Raw genomic sequence first — 16925 nt, forward strand, 5'->3', positions numbered from 1 at the left:
CATAACCAGTGGCGGGCTGGCAGGCTCAAATGCCCTTGCGATCCGCCATGTATCATGGTGATATCCGTTTTTTAATGCTTGCTCTGAATAATAACAAGGGTTTGATTTCATGAAACATCTGCGCACGATTCTGGTTCATTTTTTGGTGGTTGCCCTATTGGCACCGGCGCTTGCGGCAGCGGACTCCTCCATCGCCATCTATCGCCAGCTGTTCGGCGACGTCAACAAGCAGCTGGAAGCAGCCCGAGAAGCCAACGCTGAAGTGCTGTCCCCGGACCATTTTTCCCGGGCGATGAAGTACTACAAAGAAGCGGAGACCAATTATAACCAGCGCCGCAATCTGGATGGTGTGCGAGAGGACATTGCCAAGGCACAGGATTGGCTGAGCAAGGCCATGGAATCAACCAGTGTCTCCGCGATCGCCTTTGCAACAGCCATGCAGACGCGCAAGAACGCTTTGTCAGCGGATGCGCCGACCCATGCAAGCCAGGCTTGGGGGCGCGCCGAGGAAGCAATGAAAGATGCCACCCGCAGAGTCGAGGACGGTGATATTCGCCGTGCTCAGGAGCAGGCGCGCAGTGTCACCGAGCTGTACCAGCAGGCGGAGCTGCAGGCAATCAAGACCAACTACCTTAGCGGTGCTCGCGGACTGCTCAAGCAGGCAAAAGAAGAAAAAGCTGATCGTTACGCTACCAAAACCTTTATCGATGCCAAGCTCCTGCTGGAGCAAGCTGAGCGCGAGCTTACCGAAAACCGCTATGACGCAGATTACCCTCGTGACCTTGCCCGTCGGGCACGCAACGAAGCCCAGCATGCGATCACTATTACCCGGCTGGCAATTGGTGTGAATAAGAAAGACTTTGCTGTCGAGGACATTATTACCAACTACGAAAAGCCTTTAATCGCCATCGCCGACGAGCTGAATATCGTTCCGTCTTTGCATGATGGTTATGAGCCGACTCGTGATGCCATTTTGCAGCGTGTGGATGTCCTGCAGAAGGAATCCCAGGAGCTGGGCCAGCTGCGTCTGGTGGTAGATGACCATGCCGCTGAGATCGCCCGCCTGGCAGCCTTGGTGAAGGACTATGAGCTCAAGTTGGGTATCTATAACGAGCAGCTTAGCCAATATAACGAACAGCTGGCGGCGGAAGAACGCTACAGGGCGTTGCTGGCTGAGCTGGAAAATATCTTTACCGCGCAGGAAGCGGAAGTATTCCGTCAGGGCAAAACCCTGATTGTGCGCATGGTTGGTCTTAACTTTGACAGCAACAAGTCGGATCTGAAAACCGAGCACAAGAGGCTATTGGCGAAAGCGGTCTATGCCATCCAGCTGGCCAAGTCCGAGGCCGCCACCATTGAGGGGCATACGGACTCCCACGGCGGCGATGACTTCAACATGAAGCTGTCAGAGGCGCGAGCTAATGCGGTGGTTGAGTATCTGAAAGGTGAACCGACCCTTGCTAACACTCAGCTGCAGGCGGTGGGTTATGGTGAAACCCGTCCTATTGCAAACAACGAGTCTGAAGCTGGTCGTACCAAGAACCGCCGTATTGATGTGGTCATTCAGCTGGAAAGAGAGTCTGCCAGGGCGGCAGCCTCCGCAGCGACTGAGGCCGATACTACGGCTGCTGAGCCTGTCGCCACTGACTCGGCGTCCGCCCCGTCCACCCCTTGAAGGCGCGGGTAAAATTCGCCGGGTCAGTATAGCCAAGCAACTCACCGACCTGGCGAATCTCCAGCTCCGGCTGCATCAGCAGCCGGCAGCTGTCCCGCCGTCGCGCTTCTTCCAGTAGCTGCTGATAACTTTGCCCCTGTTCCTGCAGGCGGCGTCGGAACGTTCGTGGTGTCAGATGCAGGGTGGCGGCGAGCTGTTCGGGCGTCGGGTAGCCGTGGCTGTCCGGTGTCATGGCAGCGCGGATACGACGAACGATATCACTGTCATCTGCCATCATGGCGCTTTCTCGTTCGCATTGGCCAAGAGCCTGTGCCAGTGCTTCCGGATTGGCGGTGGGTAGGGGCTGATCCAGCACCGACAGGTCCCCCTGCAGGGAAATGCCGGCGCGAGGCATTGAAAAACGCACTGTTGGCAGTTGCTCCCGCCAGCGGTCAAAGCCGTCTGGTTCTGTGCCCTGTAGCCAGATTTCATCATCGCTGCGCTGCATCGCCATCATGAACTGCATGGCCTGATACATGCTGGTCAGGATGGCATTCAGCTGCACATCACGCAGTGTCGGCGGTAAAGCTGCCTCTACACTGACCTCGAAGAATAGCTCGCTGCCCGACTGCTCTACGGTAAGAACAAAGCCACGTCCACGCAGATGCCAGAAGCGCTCCAGAATATTGATGGCCTGCCGTGGGGTGTTGGCGCACATCAGGGCATAGCCAAGGCTGCCATGGGCGGTGAGCGGCATGCTTAACCCGGCCTCGAAGGCCAGTGTGGTGGGGCAGCCCAGGGTCAGGATGGCATCCAGTATTTGCCAGATTGCCTGCAATGAGAGTCGACCGGCGGGGTCGTCGAGTAGTGTTTCCGGAAGGCCCGCACTGGCCAGTATCTGTGCGCGGGACAGCCCGTGACGTTCGGCAACCTGAACAAACATGCGTGGGTAAGTGGCGGACTGATTCGCCTGCCGCGCCCATGAGGGCAGGGCGTTCAAGGCATCCGCATGCAGGGTTGAGGACAATCTGGCCACCAATGACAACTACAATGTCCGCGCAGCCTCTCACGGCAGAGCCCTGTGTGCCAGTACTGTATGGGCCATACTGACCTGAAGTATGAGGACAACAACATGACTGCAGCTGCTTCCATTTCCCGCTCCCGTAGCAATAAGCGCACAGCCCCGGTGACAGTGATTCCCGAGGTTCGCCAGCCGAACTTTGATCTTGCAGACGATGTGCCCAAGTACTGGTGGGACAACGACCCGGCCAAGACCCTGCTGTTGGCAGCCATGTCGGCCAGCTTCCCTGCGGGCGAGCGATTCTTTATCGATTCGGTTCGCCATTATCAGAGCCAGATCACCGACCCGGAACTGCAGAAAGCTATTCGCGGATTTATCGGTCAGGAGGCGCATCACTCGAAGGAGCACCAGGCTCTGAATGGCTACCTGGAAGACAAGGGTATCGGTCTGGCTCGACTGGATCGCGAAGTGCTGGCGTTTATGAACTGGATGCGTAAAAACCTGAGTCCGGAGCGGCAGTTAGCTCATACCGTGGCAGTGGAGCACTTCACCGCGCTGATGGCAGAAGAGTTTTTGCTCAAGTATGACGCACTGGAAGAAATGGACCCGCGCATGGCACCGATCTGGGCGTGGCATGCCATTGAGGAATCCGAGCACAAGGCAGTGGCCTTTGATGTCTACAAGGCCATCGGCGGTAGTGAGTTTGTCCGTGTCACTGAGATGATGGCGGTAAGCATTCTGTTTCCGGTATTCACTAGCATTCATCTGGCTCAGCTGATGAAGGAAGATGGTCAGCTGTTCAATATCAAGTCCTGGGCTGGTGCGGTGAAGTACATGTGGGGCAAGCCTGGTGTGTTCCGCAAACTGCTGCCATCCTACTTCAAGTACTACAGCCCGAACTTCCATCCGTGGAATCACGACGCGCGGCATCTGGTGGAGAAGGCGAAGAAAAAGTGGCTGGAAGCCATCATTTCCAAGAAAGTGTAGCTGTCTGAATCAGCCCCTGAAAGCGGGGGCTGTTAACTACTCAACACCATCTGGGCTCCTCGTTCCGCAATCATTACCGTCGGTGCATGAATATTGCTGCCGGTAATGGTGGGCATAATGGATGAGTCAATCACCCGTAGTCTGTCCACCCCATGCACTCTTAGCTGTGCATCTACCACTGCCATCGGGTCATTGCCCATCTTGCATGACCCGGCCGTGTGGTAAACGGTTTCCACATTGCTGCGGATAAACTGACGAATCTGCTCATCTGATTCTACGCCTGGACCCGGAACTTCTTCGCCACCATTGAATGCCTGCATGGCTGGGCTCGCCAGAATTTTTCTGGCGATGCGTACGCCTTTAACCAGAGCGTCAAGTTCCGTTTCGTCATCAAAGTAGTTTGCTTCAATTCTTGGTGGAGCGAACGGGTCGTTACTGCGCAGAGTTATTCTTCCGCGGCTTTTTGGTCGCAGATGACAAATATGCAGCACATAGCCGGATTTCATGGGTGTAAACAGCCCATGGCCATGGGGCCGCATTCGTATGGCGGCAAACTGCAGCTGCAAGTCCGGAATCGGTTCCGACGGGTCAGACTTGATAAATCCGCCAGCATCCGTAGGGGTAAATATAAACGGTGCTTTGTTGCTGAAATATCCGGACCAGAACTTCAACAGGTGGCGATTAGGCGACAAGGAAAAGCAGCTATTGCTCTTATCCAGGTGGCGCAGGATCACATCTGGATGATCCTGTAGATTTTCACCTACCCCCGGCAGGTCATGCACTAGTGGGATATTCATGGCAGACAGTTCATCGGCGGGGCCGACACCGGACAATTTGAGAATCTGTGGCGAATTGATTACACCGGCACTAAGGATCACTTCCTTGCGGGCGAACAGGGTGACGCGCTTTCTGTTGTCGGTAAGATCGAAGTACTCCACGCCGGTTGCGGTTTTGCCTGCAAACGTAATTCGGCTGACATGGGCGCCGGTAATGATTTTCAGGTTCGGGCGTGATTCCGCCTCATCGAGGAAGGAGGTGGCCGCATTGCAGCGTTTACCTTGTGGTGTCTGGGTTATCTGGAAAAAGCCGCAGCCTTCCTGATCGGCGCCGTTCATATCCGGATTAAGGGGCAGGGCGGCTTCCTCGCAGCCACGAACAAAAGCATGGCTGACCGGGAAGTGAAAATTGGTATCGACCACATCCATGCTGCCCTGATCGCCATGGAAGGCATCGGCGCCTCGATGCTGCCGTTGGCTCTTTTTGAACCATGGCAGTACGGAGTCATAATCCCAGCCCGGATTGCCAAGGGCTGCCCAATGATCAAAGTCCTGACGGTGGCCACGGGTATAGATCATCGCATTGATAGAACTGGATCCCCCCAGTGCCTTTCCGCGTGGCCAGAAGAAGCGGCGGTCTCCCGTGTTGGTTTGTTTTTCCGCTTGATACAGCCAGTTATATTTTCGACTGTTCATCAGGTAGAGCATGTTTACCGGGTTGCAGTCTCTGACCCAGTAGGTTTTGTCTGAAGGGCCTGCTTCCAGCAGACAGACCAGATTGTCCGGGTTCTCGGAAAGGCGATTGGCAAGCAAGCAGCCCGCCGAGCCACCGCCAATGATGATGTAGTCAAACAAAGGGCAAGTCTCCGGAAATCAGTCAGTGCCGTAATGTACTACGATATTCTCTGCAGTAGTCAGGCTCTGCTAGGATGGCTGCTCTGATTTATCTACCCAGCCAGGAGTCCCCTGCTCATGCAACATATCGAAATTCATCAGGACTTTGCTATTCCCGTCGAGGAGCTATTTGCCTACCTGAGCGAGCACGAGAATCTGGAAACCATTTTTCACCCGACTAAAGTGCGGCGGCTCGCAGACGGGCAGGGCGCCCGCAATGGCGTCGGCTCGGCTCGAGAGATGCGTGCTCTGGGTGGCCCCGCCTTTGTCGAAACAGTGACGGCCTATAAAGAGAACGAGCTGGTTGAATACCGTATTACCCGTGGTAGCCCGTTAAAGAATCACCTTGGCGTGATGCGTTTTTCATCCACGCCCACCGGATCGCACCTGCACTACACGATCCAGTTTGAAGGCAAGTTGCCGCTGATTGGCCCGGTTATTCGGGCGGCGCTGGATCGAGGTATTCGCAAGGGCCTGAGCAAGATTAAGGCCTGATGGCGGGGCTGTAGAGCCCTGCAGGTAGTTCTGATCTGCATACTCGTGCTGTTTCCCCCTGACGTTGTCACACCGCCGTTGACCATGCCTAAATAGCCTGAGTCAGAACTAGCGGGTTTTACGTCATGCAGCAGATCCGGATCAGCGACACCATTCCTGAGATCCCCCACCGGGCCAGCCCCCATGGGCCTGTGCAGTCGCGCCTGCGGCGGCGGGCATTACTGGCCTATCTGCTGCTGGCGGCGCTGGGCTCTGTGCCGGTTGCGTTGCACGGGCTTGCTGGCGCCCCGGTACCGGTGTCATTGCAGGTATTCGGTTTGGGTATCTGGTTTCCCGGTGCAGGCTTTCTTGCCCTGGGAGTTAGTGCCTGGTGGATGGCGGCACTGTCTTTCAGTCTTTTCGTTTTGCTGCGCGTCGGTTGGTCACTGACCGGTATGCTGGCGCTGCCAGTGGCGGGTTGGCTTTTGCCGGCGCTGATCGCTGCCATGATGGCGGGCGAATCTGTTAGTGCAGATATACGCTGGATTCCATTGGTGGCACTGACCATTGGTGCGGCCAGTTGGTTACGTGAGGCATGGACGCGCCGTTGGCGGCATGCCCGTGCGCAGCGGCGTCGTGCGTTCCTGCCGCAGGCGCTGCAGGAACTGGATCAGGCCAGTGAGGCGGAACCGGACCCAAGCACTCGGGAGCTAACCCCGGAGGCGCTGGCCGCGGCCCGTTATGTGTTTGACCTCGCGCTGCAACCGGTGGGGCAGTTCGAAGGTTTCAGCCGGCGTGACAACTTTCAACTGGCGGCGCTGCGTTATCAGCTCAACTACATCAGCTATGGCTTGGCCATGATGCAGTGCCATTACACGCCAAACTTTCATGGCTATCTGAGTCAGGCCCAGCGTTACGCCATCGAGAGTCTGACAAGCCCCGAGGTATGTGGTTACTGGAAGTGGGAAAGCCGCGGCTCTTTCCGGCTGGACGTTGACCCTGCCGGCCGCGATAACGTAATGCTTACCGGCTGGTCCTTGGTTGGGATCACCGCTTATGCAGCCAACACCGGCGACACCCGCTACGAACAACCCGGTAGTTTGGTGTTCAAGCCATTCCATCATGGCGGTAAAACTTTCCCGCACGATTCCGGTAGTTTCATTCGTTCGCTACTGACCAATTGGCGCAGCGCGCCGTACACCATGTACCCGTGCGAGCCGTACTGGACCTTCCCGCTGTGCAATGCATTCGGTATTTGCGGAGTGATTCCGTTCGATCGCCAGCACGGCACCCAGCACATGAACGAACACTTCGACACCATGCTGACCCGTTTCGAGCAGGAGTTTCTGTTTGAAGATGGCGATATGGTGCCCATGCGCAGCGATCTCACCGGCCTCGATTTCGCCACCCGCACGCTGCCTCCCCAATTCGGCATGCTCAGCCAGCTTAGTGTGGCGATCTACTTCAATGCCCTGCATGCCGGCCATGCGCGGCGAGCCTATGCCATTGCCAGACATGAGTCGCTGCATCTGGAAGATGGTCAGCTGGATCTTGGCATACCGGCGAACCTGATGCTTGATGTTGGTGATTACTCGATTAATCCCTGCCTGAATCTGGCGCTGGTGGCACTGGCCGCGCATGAGCAGGGAGATGAGAAAATTGCCGAGGCAGCGTTGCGCCAGGCCGAGGCGGCACGACCGCGGCGCGAAGGCGCGGCCATGGCGCTGGATGGCGTTTCCTGTGCCACCAATGTGATGCTTGCCACGGCCCGCTGGGCACGACGCAATGACTGGCGTCATCTGATCAACCGCGGCCCACAGCCGGGCGCGCTAAAAGGCCCGCTGCTTGCTGATTGTCGCTACCCGGACGTGCTGGTGGCACGTGCAATTAGCGACGGAAGTAATTTGCAGTTGGTGTTATACAACGGCGCTGATGCGGGCCTTCAATCGCTTGCCATTGAGCGCTTGCAGCCTGGCAGAGAGTACCGTCGTAGTGATACTGGTGAAGCTCTGCATGCCGACAGTAATGGCTGCGCTGTTGTAGATATTCATCTTGATGGTCGTACCGAGCTAACCCTGCAACCTGCGGGGGCCTCCGCATCATCTGCTGTGCTATCGGCCTGTTCCTGATCGCCCAATGGCTTGCCTGGTTTCGCGCCGCGCGGCGCGTGCTGGCTCGCTGGCGTTGGCTTGTTGTCGCGACCATGCTGCTGGTAGGCGTTCAGACCAGCGCGTTTGCGTGGCACCTATGGCAGCCAGAACCGCCCTTCGAGGAGATAACTGCAGAGCAGCTGGCGGATCGATTTGCTGCTGGTCCGCTATGCGGAGCACGGGGCTGAGGGTGGGGGAGCGTCGCTGCCCCTCCGGCTACAGCTGCTCGCCACTTAATTTTTGCAAAAACTCTATGCGCTGCTGTGTTGCCGCATCCTGATAGGGCTCTTCGCTGTAACTGGTCAGTGGAAATCCAGCCACCGGGTAGCTGGTTTCACTTGCACTGCCATACTGTGTCTGCTCGCCCGGCGCAGATGGCATGCGCATTACATTAATGTCGGTGAGTACATATGGCCCGGCGATACCTTTTTCCCTGAGCGTGGTGGCATGGACTTTCATCAGCCCTATGCCGTTGTCGCTGGATAGCAGAAAGGAGGCATTGAGGTGGCTGACGGGTATGCCTGACTCCGAGAATAGATTGGCCTGCACTCGGTAGTAACCCGGGCTAATCACATCAAAGTGCGCCGGTATAACAAGGTGTGCGCCATCAACGTAGGCAGAGCCAAGATAATCAAGATTGGCCGTGCTTTGATATAGCTGTGCGACGGCGGTGACAGTGGAGCTTTGCCCGTCAGACAGTTTTAGCTGGGCGGCCACTGTCACTTCGGTGTCCACAAAGGAGCTCAGCTCAGTGGCCGGGATTGTCGCGACAAATGTTTCCACATTACCTTGCTGGGTTGCGCTGGCAAGCGGAACGGCTGCGGTGGTTCCTGCGCTGTGCTGGATCAGCACCTGACCACCGGTTGCCTTAATCATCGGCGAGTTACTGCTATCTCCTTCGCTTGCCACCACTACGGTTACTGGCAGGTCACGATTTCTGTCTAGCACATATTGGGGTAACTGAATTGCCACTTTTAACGAAGGCGCGTTGGACAAAGGTCTTTCCGAGGGAGTGAAGGCGCGAGGATTCAGGGCGCTCCAGTCACTTTCTGCCAGCGGCTGCGAGTAGGGTGGAAAGCGCGCATTGTAGCTATAGGCTTCGGCCACCTCAGCCAGCTGGTTTTGCATCGGACTTCTGAGGTCTTCAGCCATTTCAGCGGGTCTGTCTGGATAGCTCTGCTCTGGGTAATTTTCCGTCTGTTGGAACGACTCTTCAGCCTGGGAGTTGTCGCTCTGCGAGGAGCGCTGTGAGGAGTTCTGCGAGGTAAGCACACTTGCGGATTGATTCTGCCCGGCTACATCACTGGATGTGACGTCGTCATTTCTCGGCACCAATATCAGGGCGATAATGAAGGTTACGATGCCGATGGCGGGGATATATTTATGCATGCAGTTCGCCCTGGCAGAAACATGTAACCATGCTAATGTCCCAGCACCTTATCAGAGCTGGGACATTAGCGCGCTGTTCAGTCGTTCAGCGCTTGATAGATCAGGCTAGAGAACGAGGTGCTGTCAGATCCGGCCACATATTGCCAAGTGCCGGTTTCCTTCCACACCTGCCACCAGCGACGAGTTACCGTGCGGGTGTTGGTGGCGAAGTCAACGTTCAGCCCTGCGGAGAAGTTGTTCAGCACATAGGTAGCATTGCCTTTGTGCTGATCGGCAACCAGAGTGAAGTGGTCATAGTCAGAGGCCATGAGAACCGGGAAATGGTTCGGCATCAGACCGCGCGGGCCAAACTGCCAGGTGCGCTTGCCGTCGTAGGCGATATTGGATGAGCAGCTTTGTATGGCATCCGGCGCGGAGGCACCACAGCTGGAATGGGCCGGCACCACGGTGTCATCGGCTCCGCGAATAAATGGCTTTGTCACAGCATTGGCGCCATCGGCACCGCTCACGGAGAAACGCAGGCGAGGAATACTGTTGGGCCAGTTGGCATGATTGCGTGCCCCTGATGTTGTCAGATCAAGCACCACACCCAGATCTTTGTAGTCGGTGATGTCCAGATCCATACCCAGTACAGCGCCGGCGGCCAGCTTCATTGGCAGGGGAACGTAATCACTGTTGGCTGCTCCCACCGCTATGTCGGCGAGATCGGTACCACCACCGGCCCCAGCAAAGTCAATGGTGGCAATAATGTTCAGTGGCGCATAGCCGGCACTGGTTAGCCATGCTTCCTGATGGGCGAGAAAATACCGACTGACCAGATCACCTGTGCTGTGAGTTACCAGCACGCAGCCGTTGGTGCACAAGCCTTCAGCGGAATAGCGCTTGGCCTGCTCGAAAACGAATTCAGCGATACCGCCTTCCAGACGATCGGCGGCGGACCAGTTAAAGTATCCCTCCGCACGGGACTGCCAGAAAGTGGACATCTTGCGCCGCGTCAAAAGCTCTTCTCTAGTAGGTGCCTTGATCAGATCGTCACTAACCAGTCCATGGACAAGAATCACGTTGTGGCCGGCAAGCTGTGCATTGGCCATGCCCGGAGCGATTAGGGCCGAAAGCATCAAGCCCAAGGTGGCGAAAACCGACATAAGGCGTTTGTTATTATTCATACTGATTAGTCCTTTTGGGTTAGCTGACTAGCGCTACTGCTTTTTTAGCTGGCCCAAACTAGCCTGAGTGCGGCAACCATACTGGCCACAATGTGTACAAAAACCGCCAGTGGTGTGGCTATATTAGTGCACTTTTTGAGAACGCCTGTTCACGAACTATTCGAGAAAAGGCCTATCTCCATTTGCCAATGAGCCGCATTAGCATGAGAATCAATGGCATCCCGGCTAATGTCGAAAATAATGAAAATAACGGGTACAGACAGGAAAGAGCTGCGCTTCCCTCGAACGGTGCTGGAGCCTATCCGGCATGTTCTCGGTAGCCAGACCCCTGAGGTGTCCTTTGATGACCTGCTCATTCACCTTGGCGCCTCGCCTGAGCAGTTCGAAGACCCGGCGTTTACGGTGGATGGTGAGCAGCTATATAAGCTGTTCAAGTGGATCGGCAATGCCACCCAGAACCGGGTTTCCCTGAAGAGCTGGCTAAGTCACTTTTTCTGCCACCAGCGCTGGCTTGACCGGCATGGCTGCTCTTAGCGCCAATAACGTGCGTGAATCTCTGCTGGTGGCGGTGCGCTACTTGCCATTGCTGGTTCCTGTGATGCGGGCGGAGTTGTTTGAGGAGCCTCCCCGGGTTCGATTCTGCCTTGAGATGACAACTGACATGGGGGAGATGAATAGCTTCCTGCTCGAAATGGTCACTGCCGGAGTGCATATTATTTCCAATGATGTGATGTCGGCGGAGGTGCCAAGGGTGGTTCATTTTACCCATGGCTATGGGGAAGGCAGCAGAGCAGAAAAGCACCAGCAGGACCTTGAGGAGCTATTTGGCAGCCGGGTTATTTTTAATAGCTATTTCAACGGCATGGAAGGGCGCGCGGAAGATCTGAGTGTGATGACCCGAAGCCCTAACGACGCCACCTTTAGTGCAGTCAAACGGATACTCGAAGATGAGCTCTCCATCGGCAGTGACACGATGTCGTTTGCCACAATGGTGCATCACGAGCTGGTCAAGCTGGCCAATACAGGAAAGTATCCATCGCTGGAAGAATTCGCCGATCGCATGAATATGTCGCCGAGGACCCTGGTCCGCAAGCTTGGTAAAGAGGACACATCATTCAAAAGCATCACCAATGAAGTCTGGCTAAGGCTGGCAAAAGAGCTACTGCTTAAAACCCGTTACTCGATCAAGAAGATCGCCCTGCAAACGGGATTCAATACCACCAACTCCTTTAGTCGTGCGTTCAAGTCGTTGGTGGGAGAGACCCCACTTTCATGGCGTAGCCGCAATGAAAGCGGGAAGCCTGGAAAAGGGTGAGCCGCCGGCATTTTTATTGGCCTTATCCATTGATCTGAGTCAATTTTTCAGGAAAGGCACCAACTCCCGTTGCTATACACTGGAAGGGTATCCAGATAGTCCGTTGTTTCAGGCAAAGCACCCTGTGCTATGGCCGCGGCGGGCTTTACCACAGGGGGACGCGAAACTGATGAATGACTCAGTAGCAAAGGCAGCAAAAGCACCTAAGACAGCCAAGGCAAAGCGCAGCAGGAAGAAACAGCCATCGGTTATCGAAACCTTTACGGTTCTGCAGCAATCTGCCGAGGCGCAGGACGCTCAGGCTGCAGCCGTGGAAGATATTCTTGAGCATTCTGCTCCTCGGCCTAAAGAAGTGGATATGGCGCTCAGCGAAGTTAGTGCCATTCTTGATGGGGCGTCACCGGATGATGTGGCGGCGCTAAAGAAGGTGGTGCTCAATTGGCGTCAGTTCGGTGCCAAGCTGCCGGTAAGTCGTGATGACGAGCTGGTCGAGGATTGGCGATCTTCCGCCTATCCCTACAAGAACAGGTTGTCACGGAAAAACTACGAGCAGCAGAAGTACCACCTGCAGGTGGAGCTGCTTAAGCTGCAGTCATGGGTCAGGGAGACGGGCCAGCGTATTGTTCTGCTTTTTGAAGGTCGTGATGCGGCTGGCAAGGGCGGCGCCATTAAACGTTTTATGGAGCATCTCAACCCACGTGGTGCCCGTGTGGTTGCACTGGAAAAGCCCACCGAAGAGGAACGCGGCCAGTGGTATTTTCAGCGCTACCTTAACCAGTTGCCCACCAAGGGTGAAATCGTCCTGTTTGATCGCTCCTGGTATAACCGCGCTGGCGTCGAGCGTGTAATGAACTTCTGTTCAGACGAGGACTATGAGCTGTTCCTGCGGCAGACACCTGAGCTGGAGCGCCATCTGGTCAATAGCGGCATCCATCTGATCAAGTTCTGGTTTTCCGTTAGTCGCAAAGAGCAGCACAGGCGTTTTGAGGAGCGCCGCATCCACCCCCTAAAGCAATGGAAGCTAAGCCCGATTGATCTGGCTTCGCTGGATAAATGGGATGATTACACCGCGGCTAAAGAAGCCATGTTCTTCCATACGGATCATGCCGAGTGTCCATGGATCGTGGTTAAGTCGGATTGCAAGAAACGGGCGCGCCTGAATGCCATGCGCTATGTGCTCAATTCCATGGATTACACCGGCAAGGATATTGCTAACGTTGGTCCTACTGATCCGTTGATCGTCACCCGGGCCAGCTTGAGCACGTCATCCTGACCCAGCTAGCCGGCGGTAAGGTATTCACTGTTGCCGCCGGCTGCTTTGGTCAGGTTACTGCGCAGACCAATCAGGAAATACGGTAGCGCTCGGTCTCCGCCGAATAGACTGACAGGAGGAAGCCAATCAGCACGGGTGTGAAGACTGCCCCGATGGTAGCTAACTCGTAACCGGCGCCTTCAGCAAGGTATAGCGGCGGAACTGCGCTGGTGACATCAAGCAGCCAGAGATTGATCAGTATCAGTGCTGGCGAGGTCGCGCTCAGCAACAGAAATTGCAGCCACTCCACAGCTTTTCCACGCGCACCCTGACGCTGTGCTCTTGTTTTCTGCAGCATGAAAAAGATCAGCAACAGGCCGAGTAGCGCGAAGCCACCACCGGCCAGAGAGCGGGAGTGATTTGGCATTCCCAGCTGATAAGCCCAGTGAAGAGAGATTGCGGCCACGATAACGGCGCTGATGCTGGTCAGATGTGTTGCCATTGATCGTTCGTTAATACCGTTGCGCAAGCTTGCCAGCTCGGTCCAGGCCGCTAGCATCAATACTTCCAGGGCCAGAGCGAACAGCACCAGCACGCCACCATCCACTACGGCGCTAAGCCAGCTTAGCGGTGCCGCTGGAATCATGCGCGAAACCACAGGCATATCAGCAAGACTATTAAGGGTCATGGCGGGCGTTAGCCACACCAGCGCCAATGCCGCCAGCAGCACATAGCCGATGCGTTGGGTTGCCAATGAGAGTGGAGCCAGTGCCAGCGTTGCCGACGCACGTAGCGGGCTGCTGCTACGGTTGACCCGGAACAGCCAGTAGCCGGCAAGAGACGCCTGCACAAACAGAATGGTGTTCACCAGAATATTCATCTCGTTGAAAGAGGCGTCACCGGCTATGGTCGAAAGTGCCAGCCAGTCGATGCGCTGCAGCGGCGCTGTCATCAGGAAGCCGAAGCCAAGTGCCTGCCAGCCCATATGTCTGGCAATGTCCTTGCGTAGCAGCGCCAGGCCTGCCATGGACACGCTAACCACCACCCCCACCAGCATAATCCAGAGGCCAACGTGGAACACGAAGGTGTTGTAGGTGTTGGCGATACCACTATTGACCAGATGAATGCCGCTTAAGGTCATTGAAGCAAAAGCGGCCAACACATAGACCACACCGACCACTCGGTGGGCTTTGCGAAAACGGCGACGGAACGCTGGCCAGAATTGCAGAAAGCCGGCAGTCATCAATACCAGGCCGAGCATCATGTGGGTGCTCAGTACCGTGCGACGGGTTTCTGACATGCTGAAGTAATAGACTTCGGTTTCCTGGAGGCCATCGTCACCATAGGCATAATCGCCGGAAGAGAGCCGCGCCATTAGATTGACCCAGGCGGGCATGGCCTGCCGGACTTCCTCGGTGCCGGTCATGTCGATGCCCTGATTGGTCTGTTTCAGGATGTAGGAGGTCACCTCGGCGCCATTGTCGGTGCGACTGGTTACTGGAGAGAGCGTGGTTCCCGAATTGAACGCCAGCAATCCGTAGCCAATAAGCACCAGGCCCAACAGTGGCCAGATCCACTGGCGCGCTGCGCCGCTGGTGGTTGGGTCAATGGAGGGCGGGGTTGGATGTCTCATGGTTGCTTTCCAGAGCCGGTTATCAGGATGCACGCATGTTAGTGGGCATGGCATTGAACCGTAATAGCGATCGGGGCCAAGGGTTGTCACTTTACGCCAAGCAGCTTCATACTCCCTGTCCCAACCCCTGATTCGAAGAATAGTGCATGCCGATAATCAAGGTGGATACGCTGAGTTTTCCCGTTAGCTATGTGCAGGTGGCAGAGGAAATCTGCGCCGCACGGGGGCTTGATGCGGACCGCTTTCTTGCCGATCAATTTGGCATTACTGCGCAGTTAAGGGCAGACCCGCAAGGGCAGATTAGCGGCACCCAGTTCAGCGCCTTGATGGGGCTGCTGTTAGAGTTCGCTTCCCAGTCTCCTGACCACCAGCGCAAGTTGATCGATTTCTTTCCGCCAACGATCCACGGCTATGTGGCATTGGCTGCGATTACCTCGGCAACGGTAAAGAACGCGCTGGACATTGCCGTGCGCTACGCCCATCAGGTTATGCCTGCATTTGAAATGAGCTACACGGTAAACAAAGGGCAATGCCAGGTTTCTCTTAATCGTCTGGCCGATCTTGGTGACGGTAACGCACTGCTTACCGAGATGGTGTTCTGCGCGTTGCACTCATTTCTGCGCCTGTTTGGCGGCGATACCACGGTGCTGCATCTGACCCTGATACACGACAAGTTGGTGCTTTCCGAGCTGCCCCGGCTTTATCCCAACCTGACAGTGGAGATGGGCCGTGACAGCAATATGGTCCGATTTCCGGAAAGTCACCTGAATGCGATCATTGCCACGCGCAATACGGCCACCCATCAGGCCATTGAGCAGGCGCTGGAAAAAAACGAGGCGCGGCTCAGGCAGCGACACAGCATGACCCATCGGGTTTCCGGTGTGATCCTGTCGATGCTGCAGCATCAACGCGTGGTGGAAGCACAACAGGTGGCTCAGGCGCTGGCGCTGTCATCGCGCACCTTGAATCGCCGTCTGGCCGAAGAGGGCACCAACCTGCGGCAGCTCTACAACGATTGTCGCTGCTCTATCGCCCAGCAATTACTGCATCATGGAAATATGACGGTAAGCCAGATCAGCCAGCAACTGGGATTTTCCGATGAGGCAAACTTTTCCCGGTTCTTCAAGCAGCAAACCGGGCAAAGCCCGGGGGCGTTTCGGGCGTCAGGCAAACAGCAGGAGGTGAAGTGATGTCCAGGCCGGAGAGCGCAAAAGACAGGATCAAGCAGGAAATGCTACGCCAGCTGGCTGACGTCGGTTACGGCGCTATTACCATCACTGGTCTGGCGGAATCCCTGGGCATGTCCCGGCAGAATTTGTACAAGCATTACACTTCCAAGGAACAGATCTTTTTCGATATTACCGAGCAACGGCTGGAGGCATTTTTTGATGTCTTTGAGCAATTTTATTCCGATCGCTCCCCGGAAAAATGGGACGCAGTGATTCGCAATCTGCTGGCGGTGATCGAAAGTAACCGGGAGCTGCTTGGCCATATTCTCGAGGGCCAGACCGAGCCGGCCGTGTTTGCCAGCCTGAAGGCCGCCATCGCCCGGGCGCTGGGTCACGTCGCCAGAGTTAATGGCATCGTCATCAGCGATCGAGCGTTCTTCGATATTATCGTGCTGCATATCGCCGGCTCCTCCTATCACATCACCCGCGCCTGGATACTTGGCGGCGCCGATGTCCCCGCTGCCAAGCTGGCGCTGGTGCTGGGTGATCTGTTCAACGACGGCATCGTCAGCAAGCTGAAAGCCTGCGATCAGGCTGGTCAGGACTAAATCTCGCCCCGTTCCCGTATCCGTTTCCGTGTCTGCGGCAGTTAACACTTGGCGCCAGGTGTTAACTGTTGCTGCGTGCCATGCCCGCCTAGGCTGCTGACATCAACACGGTAAACCGGACAACGGGAGCAGGGCATGGCGCAGGTAGTCGGTAATGAAGGGGGCGGGCTTGCTGTCCCGCGCAGGCTGGATTTCGAATCGGAGATGTTTGCTCCCACGCTGACCCATTTACTGGGAGACGATATCGTCGCCCGGGCCAGAGCACTTCGCGGCACAACGGCCTTTCAGCAAACACTCGCCCGCAACTTTTATCGTGGAGATCCAGCGGCGGACAATCTGGCCCGGGCCATGCGCGCCAACCGATCGTTAGGCAGAGAACTGGATGCGGCGCTGCGCCAAGGCGTTGGCCCGGACACTGATGTGGCCGCTGAAGTGGC

The 16925-nt window shown here is 56.2% G+C and carries 15 protein-coding genes; 10 read left to right on the forward strand and 5 right to left on the reverse strand.

Annotated elements, in window-relative coordinates; genetic code table 11:
- Positions 1-109 precede the first annotated feature (109 nt).
- Positions 110-1675 carry an OmpA family protein gene (locus J1C54_RS13460; RefSeq protein ID WP_229148783.1) on the forward strand — a complete coding sequence of 522 codons (1566 nt, stop codon included), beginning with the start codon at positions 110-112 and terminating at the stop codon, positions 1673-1675.
- On the opposite strand, the gene J1C54_RS13465 is transcribed toward J1C54_RS13460, so the two are convergent.
- Positions 1620-2690: a helix-turn-helix domain-containing protein gene (locus J1C54_RS13465; protein WP_370635664.1), complete on the reverse strand. Its 1071-nt coding sequence runs from the start codon at positions 2688-2690 to the stop codon at positions 1620-1622. The genes J1C54_RS13460 and J1C54_RS13465 overlap by 56 nt on opposite strands.
- Positions 2691-2786: 96 nt before the next feature.
- Between J1C54_RS13465 and J1C54_RS13470 the strand changes: the two genes are divergently transcribed.
- Entirely contained in the window at positions 2787-3662 is an 876-nt protein-coding gene (locus J1C54_RS13470; protein ID WP_229148786.1) for a metal-dependent hydrolase, read from the forward strand.
- Between the two features lie 32 nt (positions 3663-3694).
- On the opposite strand, the gene J1C54_RS13475 is transcribed toward J1C54_RS13470, so the two are convergent.
- Positions 3695-5293, reverse strand: coding sequence for a GMC family oxidoreductase (locus J1C54_RS13475; RefSeq protein WP_229148789.1), 1599 nt, complete (start codon positions 5291-5293; stop codon positions 3695-3697).
- A gap of 117 nt (positions 5294-5410) precedes the next feature.
- On the opposite strand from J1C54_RS13475, the gene J1C54_RS13480 reads away from it, so the two are divergent.
- The gene (locus J1C54_RS13480; protein ID WP_229148791.1) at positions 5411-5827 is read left to right on the forward strand and encodes an SRPBCC family protein; all 417 of its coding nucleotides are present in this window, start codon (positions 5411-5413) and stop codon (positions 5825-5827) included.
- A 125-nt stretch (positions 5828-5952) separates the two neighbouring features.
- Entirely contained in the window at positions 5953-7935 is a 1983-nt protein-coding gene (locus J1C54_RS13485; RefSeq protein ID WP_229148793.1) for a hypothetical protein, read from the forward strand.
- A 237-nt stretch (positions 7936-8172) separates the two neighbouring features.
- Here the strand turns inward: J1C54_RS13485 and J1C54_RS13490 are convergent, their stop codons facing one another.
- Together J1C54_RS13490 and J1C54_RS13495 are read right to left on the reverse strand one after the other, a co-directional pair.
- Complete coding sequence (locus J1C54_RS13490; protein ID WP_229148795.1) at positions 8173-9345, reverse strand: hypothetical protein; 1173 nt, start codon at positions 9343-9345, stop codon at positions 8173-8175.
- Between the two features lie 77 nt (positions 9346-9422).
- Positions 9423-10511 (reverse strand): hypothetical protein, encoded by a 1089-nt coding sequence (locus tag J1C54_RS13495; protein ID WP_229148797.1) that lies wholly within the window; start codon positions 10509-10511, stop codon positions 9423-9425.
- A gap of 213 nt (positions 10512-10724) precedes the next feature.
- Here J1C54_RS13495 and J1C54_RS13500 point away from each other — a divergent pair, with 213 nt between their 5' ends.
- The 3 genes from J1C54_RS13500 to ppk2 all read left to right on the forward strand — a co-directional run bounded on the left by J1C54_RS13500 (position 10725) and on the right by ppk2 (position 13099).
- The gene (locus J1C54_RS13500; protein WP_229148799.1) at positions 10725-11045 is read left to right on the forward strand and encodes a hypothetical protein; all 321 of its coding nucleotides are present in this window, start codon (positions 10725-10727) and stop codon (positions 11043-11045) included.
- Entirely contained in the window at positions 11032-11826 is a 795-nt protein-coding gene (locus tag J1C54_RS13505; protein ID WP_229148801.1) for an AraC family transcriptional regulator, read from the forward strand. The genes J1C54_RS13500 and J1C54_RS13505 overlap by 14 nt, the downstream gene beginning before the upstream one ends.
- 169 nt (positions 11827-11995) lie before the next feature.
- On the forward strand, positions 11996-13099 hold the full coding sequence (gene ppk2 / locus J1C54_RS13510) for a polyphosphate kinase 2 (RefSeq protein WP_229148804.1): 1104 nt from the start codon (positions 11996-11998) through the stop codon (positions 13097-13099).
- A gap of 70 nt (positions 13100-13169) precedes the next feature.
- Here the strand turns inward: ppk2 and J1C54_RS13515 are convergent, their stop codons facing one another.
- Positions 13170-14711: a DUF2306 domain-containing protein gene (locus J1C54_RS13515; protein ID WP_229148806.1), complete on the reverse strand. Its 1542-nt coding sequence runs from the start codon at positions 14709-14711 to the stop codon at positions 13170-13172.
- A 146-nt stretch (positions 14712-14857) separates the two neighbouring features.
- Between J1C54_RS13515 and J1C54_RS13520 the strand changes: the two genes are divergently transcribed.
- The 3 genes from J1C54_RS13520 to J1C54_RS13530 form a co-directional block, all read left to right on the forward strand.
- Entirely contained in the window at positions 14858-15901 is a 1044-nt protein-coding gene (locus tag J1C54_RS13520; RefSeq protein ID WP_229148809.1) for an AraC family transcriptional regulator, read from the forward strand.
- Complete coding sequence (locus J1C54_RS13525) at positions 15901-16488, forward strand: TetR/AcrR family transcriptional regulator (RefSeq protein ID WP_229148812.1); 588 nt, start codon at positions 15901-15903, stop codon at positions 16486-16488. Before J1C54_RS13520 ends, J1C54_RS13525 begins: the two co-directional genes overlap by 1 nt.
- Before the next feature lie 135 nt (positions 16489-16623).
- On the forward strand, positions 16624-16925 hold a 302-nt coding region (locus J1C54_RS13530; RefSeq protein ID WP_229148814.1), incomplete at its 3' end, for a hypothetical protein.

Origin of the sequence: Alcanivorax sp. 1008 (assembly GCF_020667895.1) — a bacterium.
Taxonomy (GTDB): domain Bacteria; phylum Pseudomonadota; class Gammaproteobacteria; order Pseudomonadales; family Alcanivoracaceae; genus PGZG01.

Excerpts from the sequence above, each read along its gene's own strand:
- J1C54_RS13460 (WP_229148783.1), top strand. The coding sequence starts at position 110 with ATGAAACATCTGCGCACGATTCTGGTTCATTTTTTGGTGGTTGCCCTA.
- J1C54_RS13470 (WP_229148786.1), top strand. The coding sequence starts at position 2,787 with ATGACTGCAGCTGCTTCCATTTCCCGCTCCCGTAGCAATAAGCGCACA.
- J1C54_RS13480 (WP_229148791.1), top strand. The coding sequence starts at position 5,411 with ATGCAACATATCGAAATTCATCAGGACTTTGCTATTCCCGTCGAGGAG.
- J1C54_RS13485 (WP_229148793.1), top strand. The coding sequence starts at position 5,953 with ATGCAGCAGATCCGGATCAGCGACACCATTCCTGAGATCCCCCACCGG.
- J1C54_RS13490 (WP_229148795.1), bottom strand. The coding sequence starts at position 9,345 with ATGCATAAATATATCCCCGCCATCGGCATCGTAACCTTCATTATCGCC.
- J1C54_RS13495 (WP_229148797.1), bottom strand. The coding sequence starts at position 10,511 with ATGAATAATAACAAACGCCTTATGTCGGTTTTCGCCACCTTGGGCTTG.
- J1C54_RS13500 (WP_229148799.1), top strand. The coding sequence starts at position 10,725 with ATGGCATCCCGGCTAATGTCGAAAATAATGAAAATAACGGGTACAGAC.
- J1C54_RS13505 (WP_229148801.1), top strand. The coding sequence starts at position 11,032 with ATGGCTGCTCTTAGCGCCAATAACGTGCGTGAATCTCTGCTGGTGGCG.
- ppk2 (WP_229148804.1), top strand. The coding sequence starts at position 11,996 with ATGAATGACTCAGTAGCAAAGGCAGCAAAAGCACCTAAGACAGCCAAG.
- J1C54_RS13515 (WP_229148806.1), bottom strand. The coding sequence starts at position 14,711 with ATGAGACATCCAACCCCGCCCTCCATTGACCCAACCACCAGCGGCGCA.
- J1C54_RS13520 (WP_229148809.1), top strand. The coding sequence starts at position 14,858 with ATGCCGATAATCAAGGTGGATACGCTGAGTTTTCCCGTTAGCTATGTG.
- J1C54_RS13525 (WP_229148812.1), top strand. The coding sequence starts at position 15,901 with ATGTCCAGGCCGGAGAGCGCAAAAGACAGGATCAAGCAGGAAATGCTA.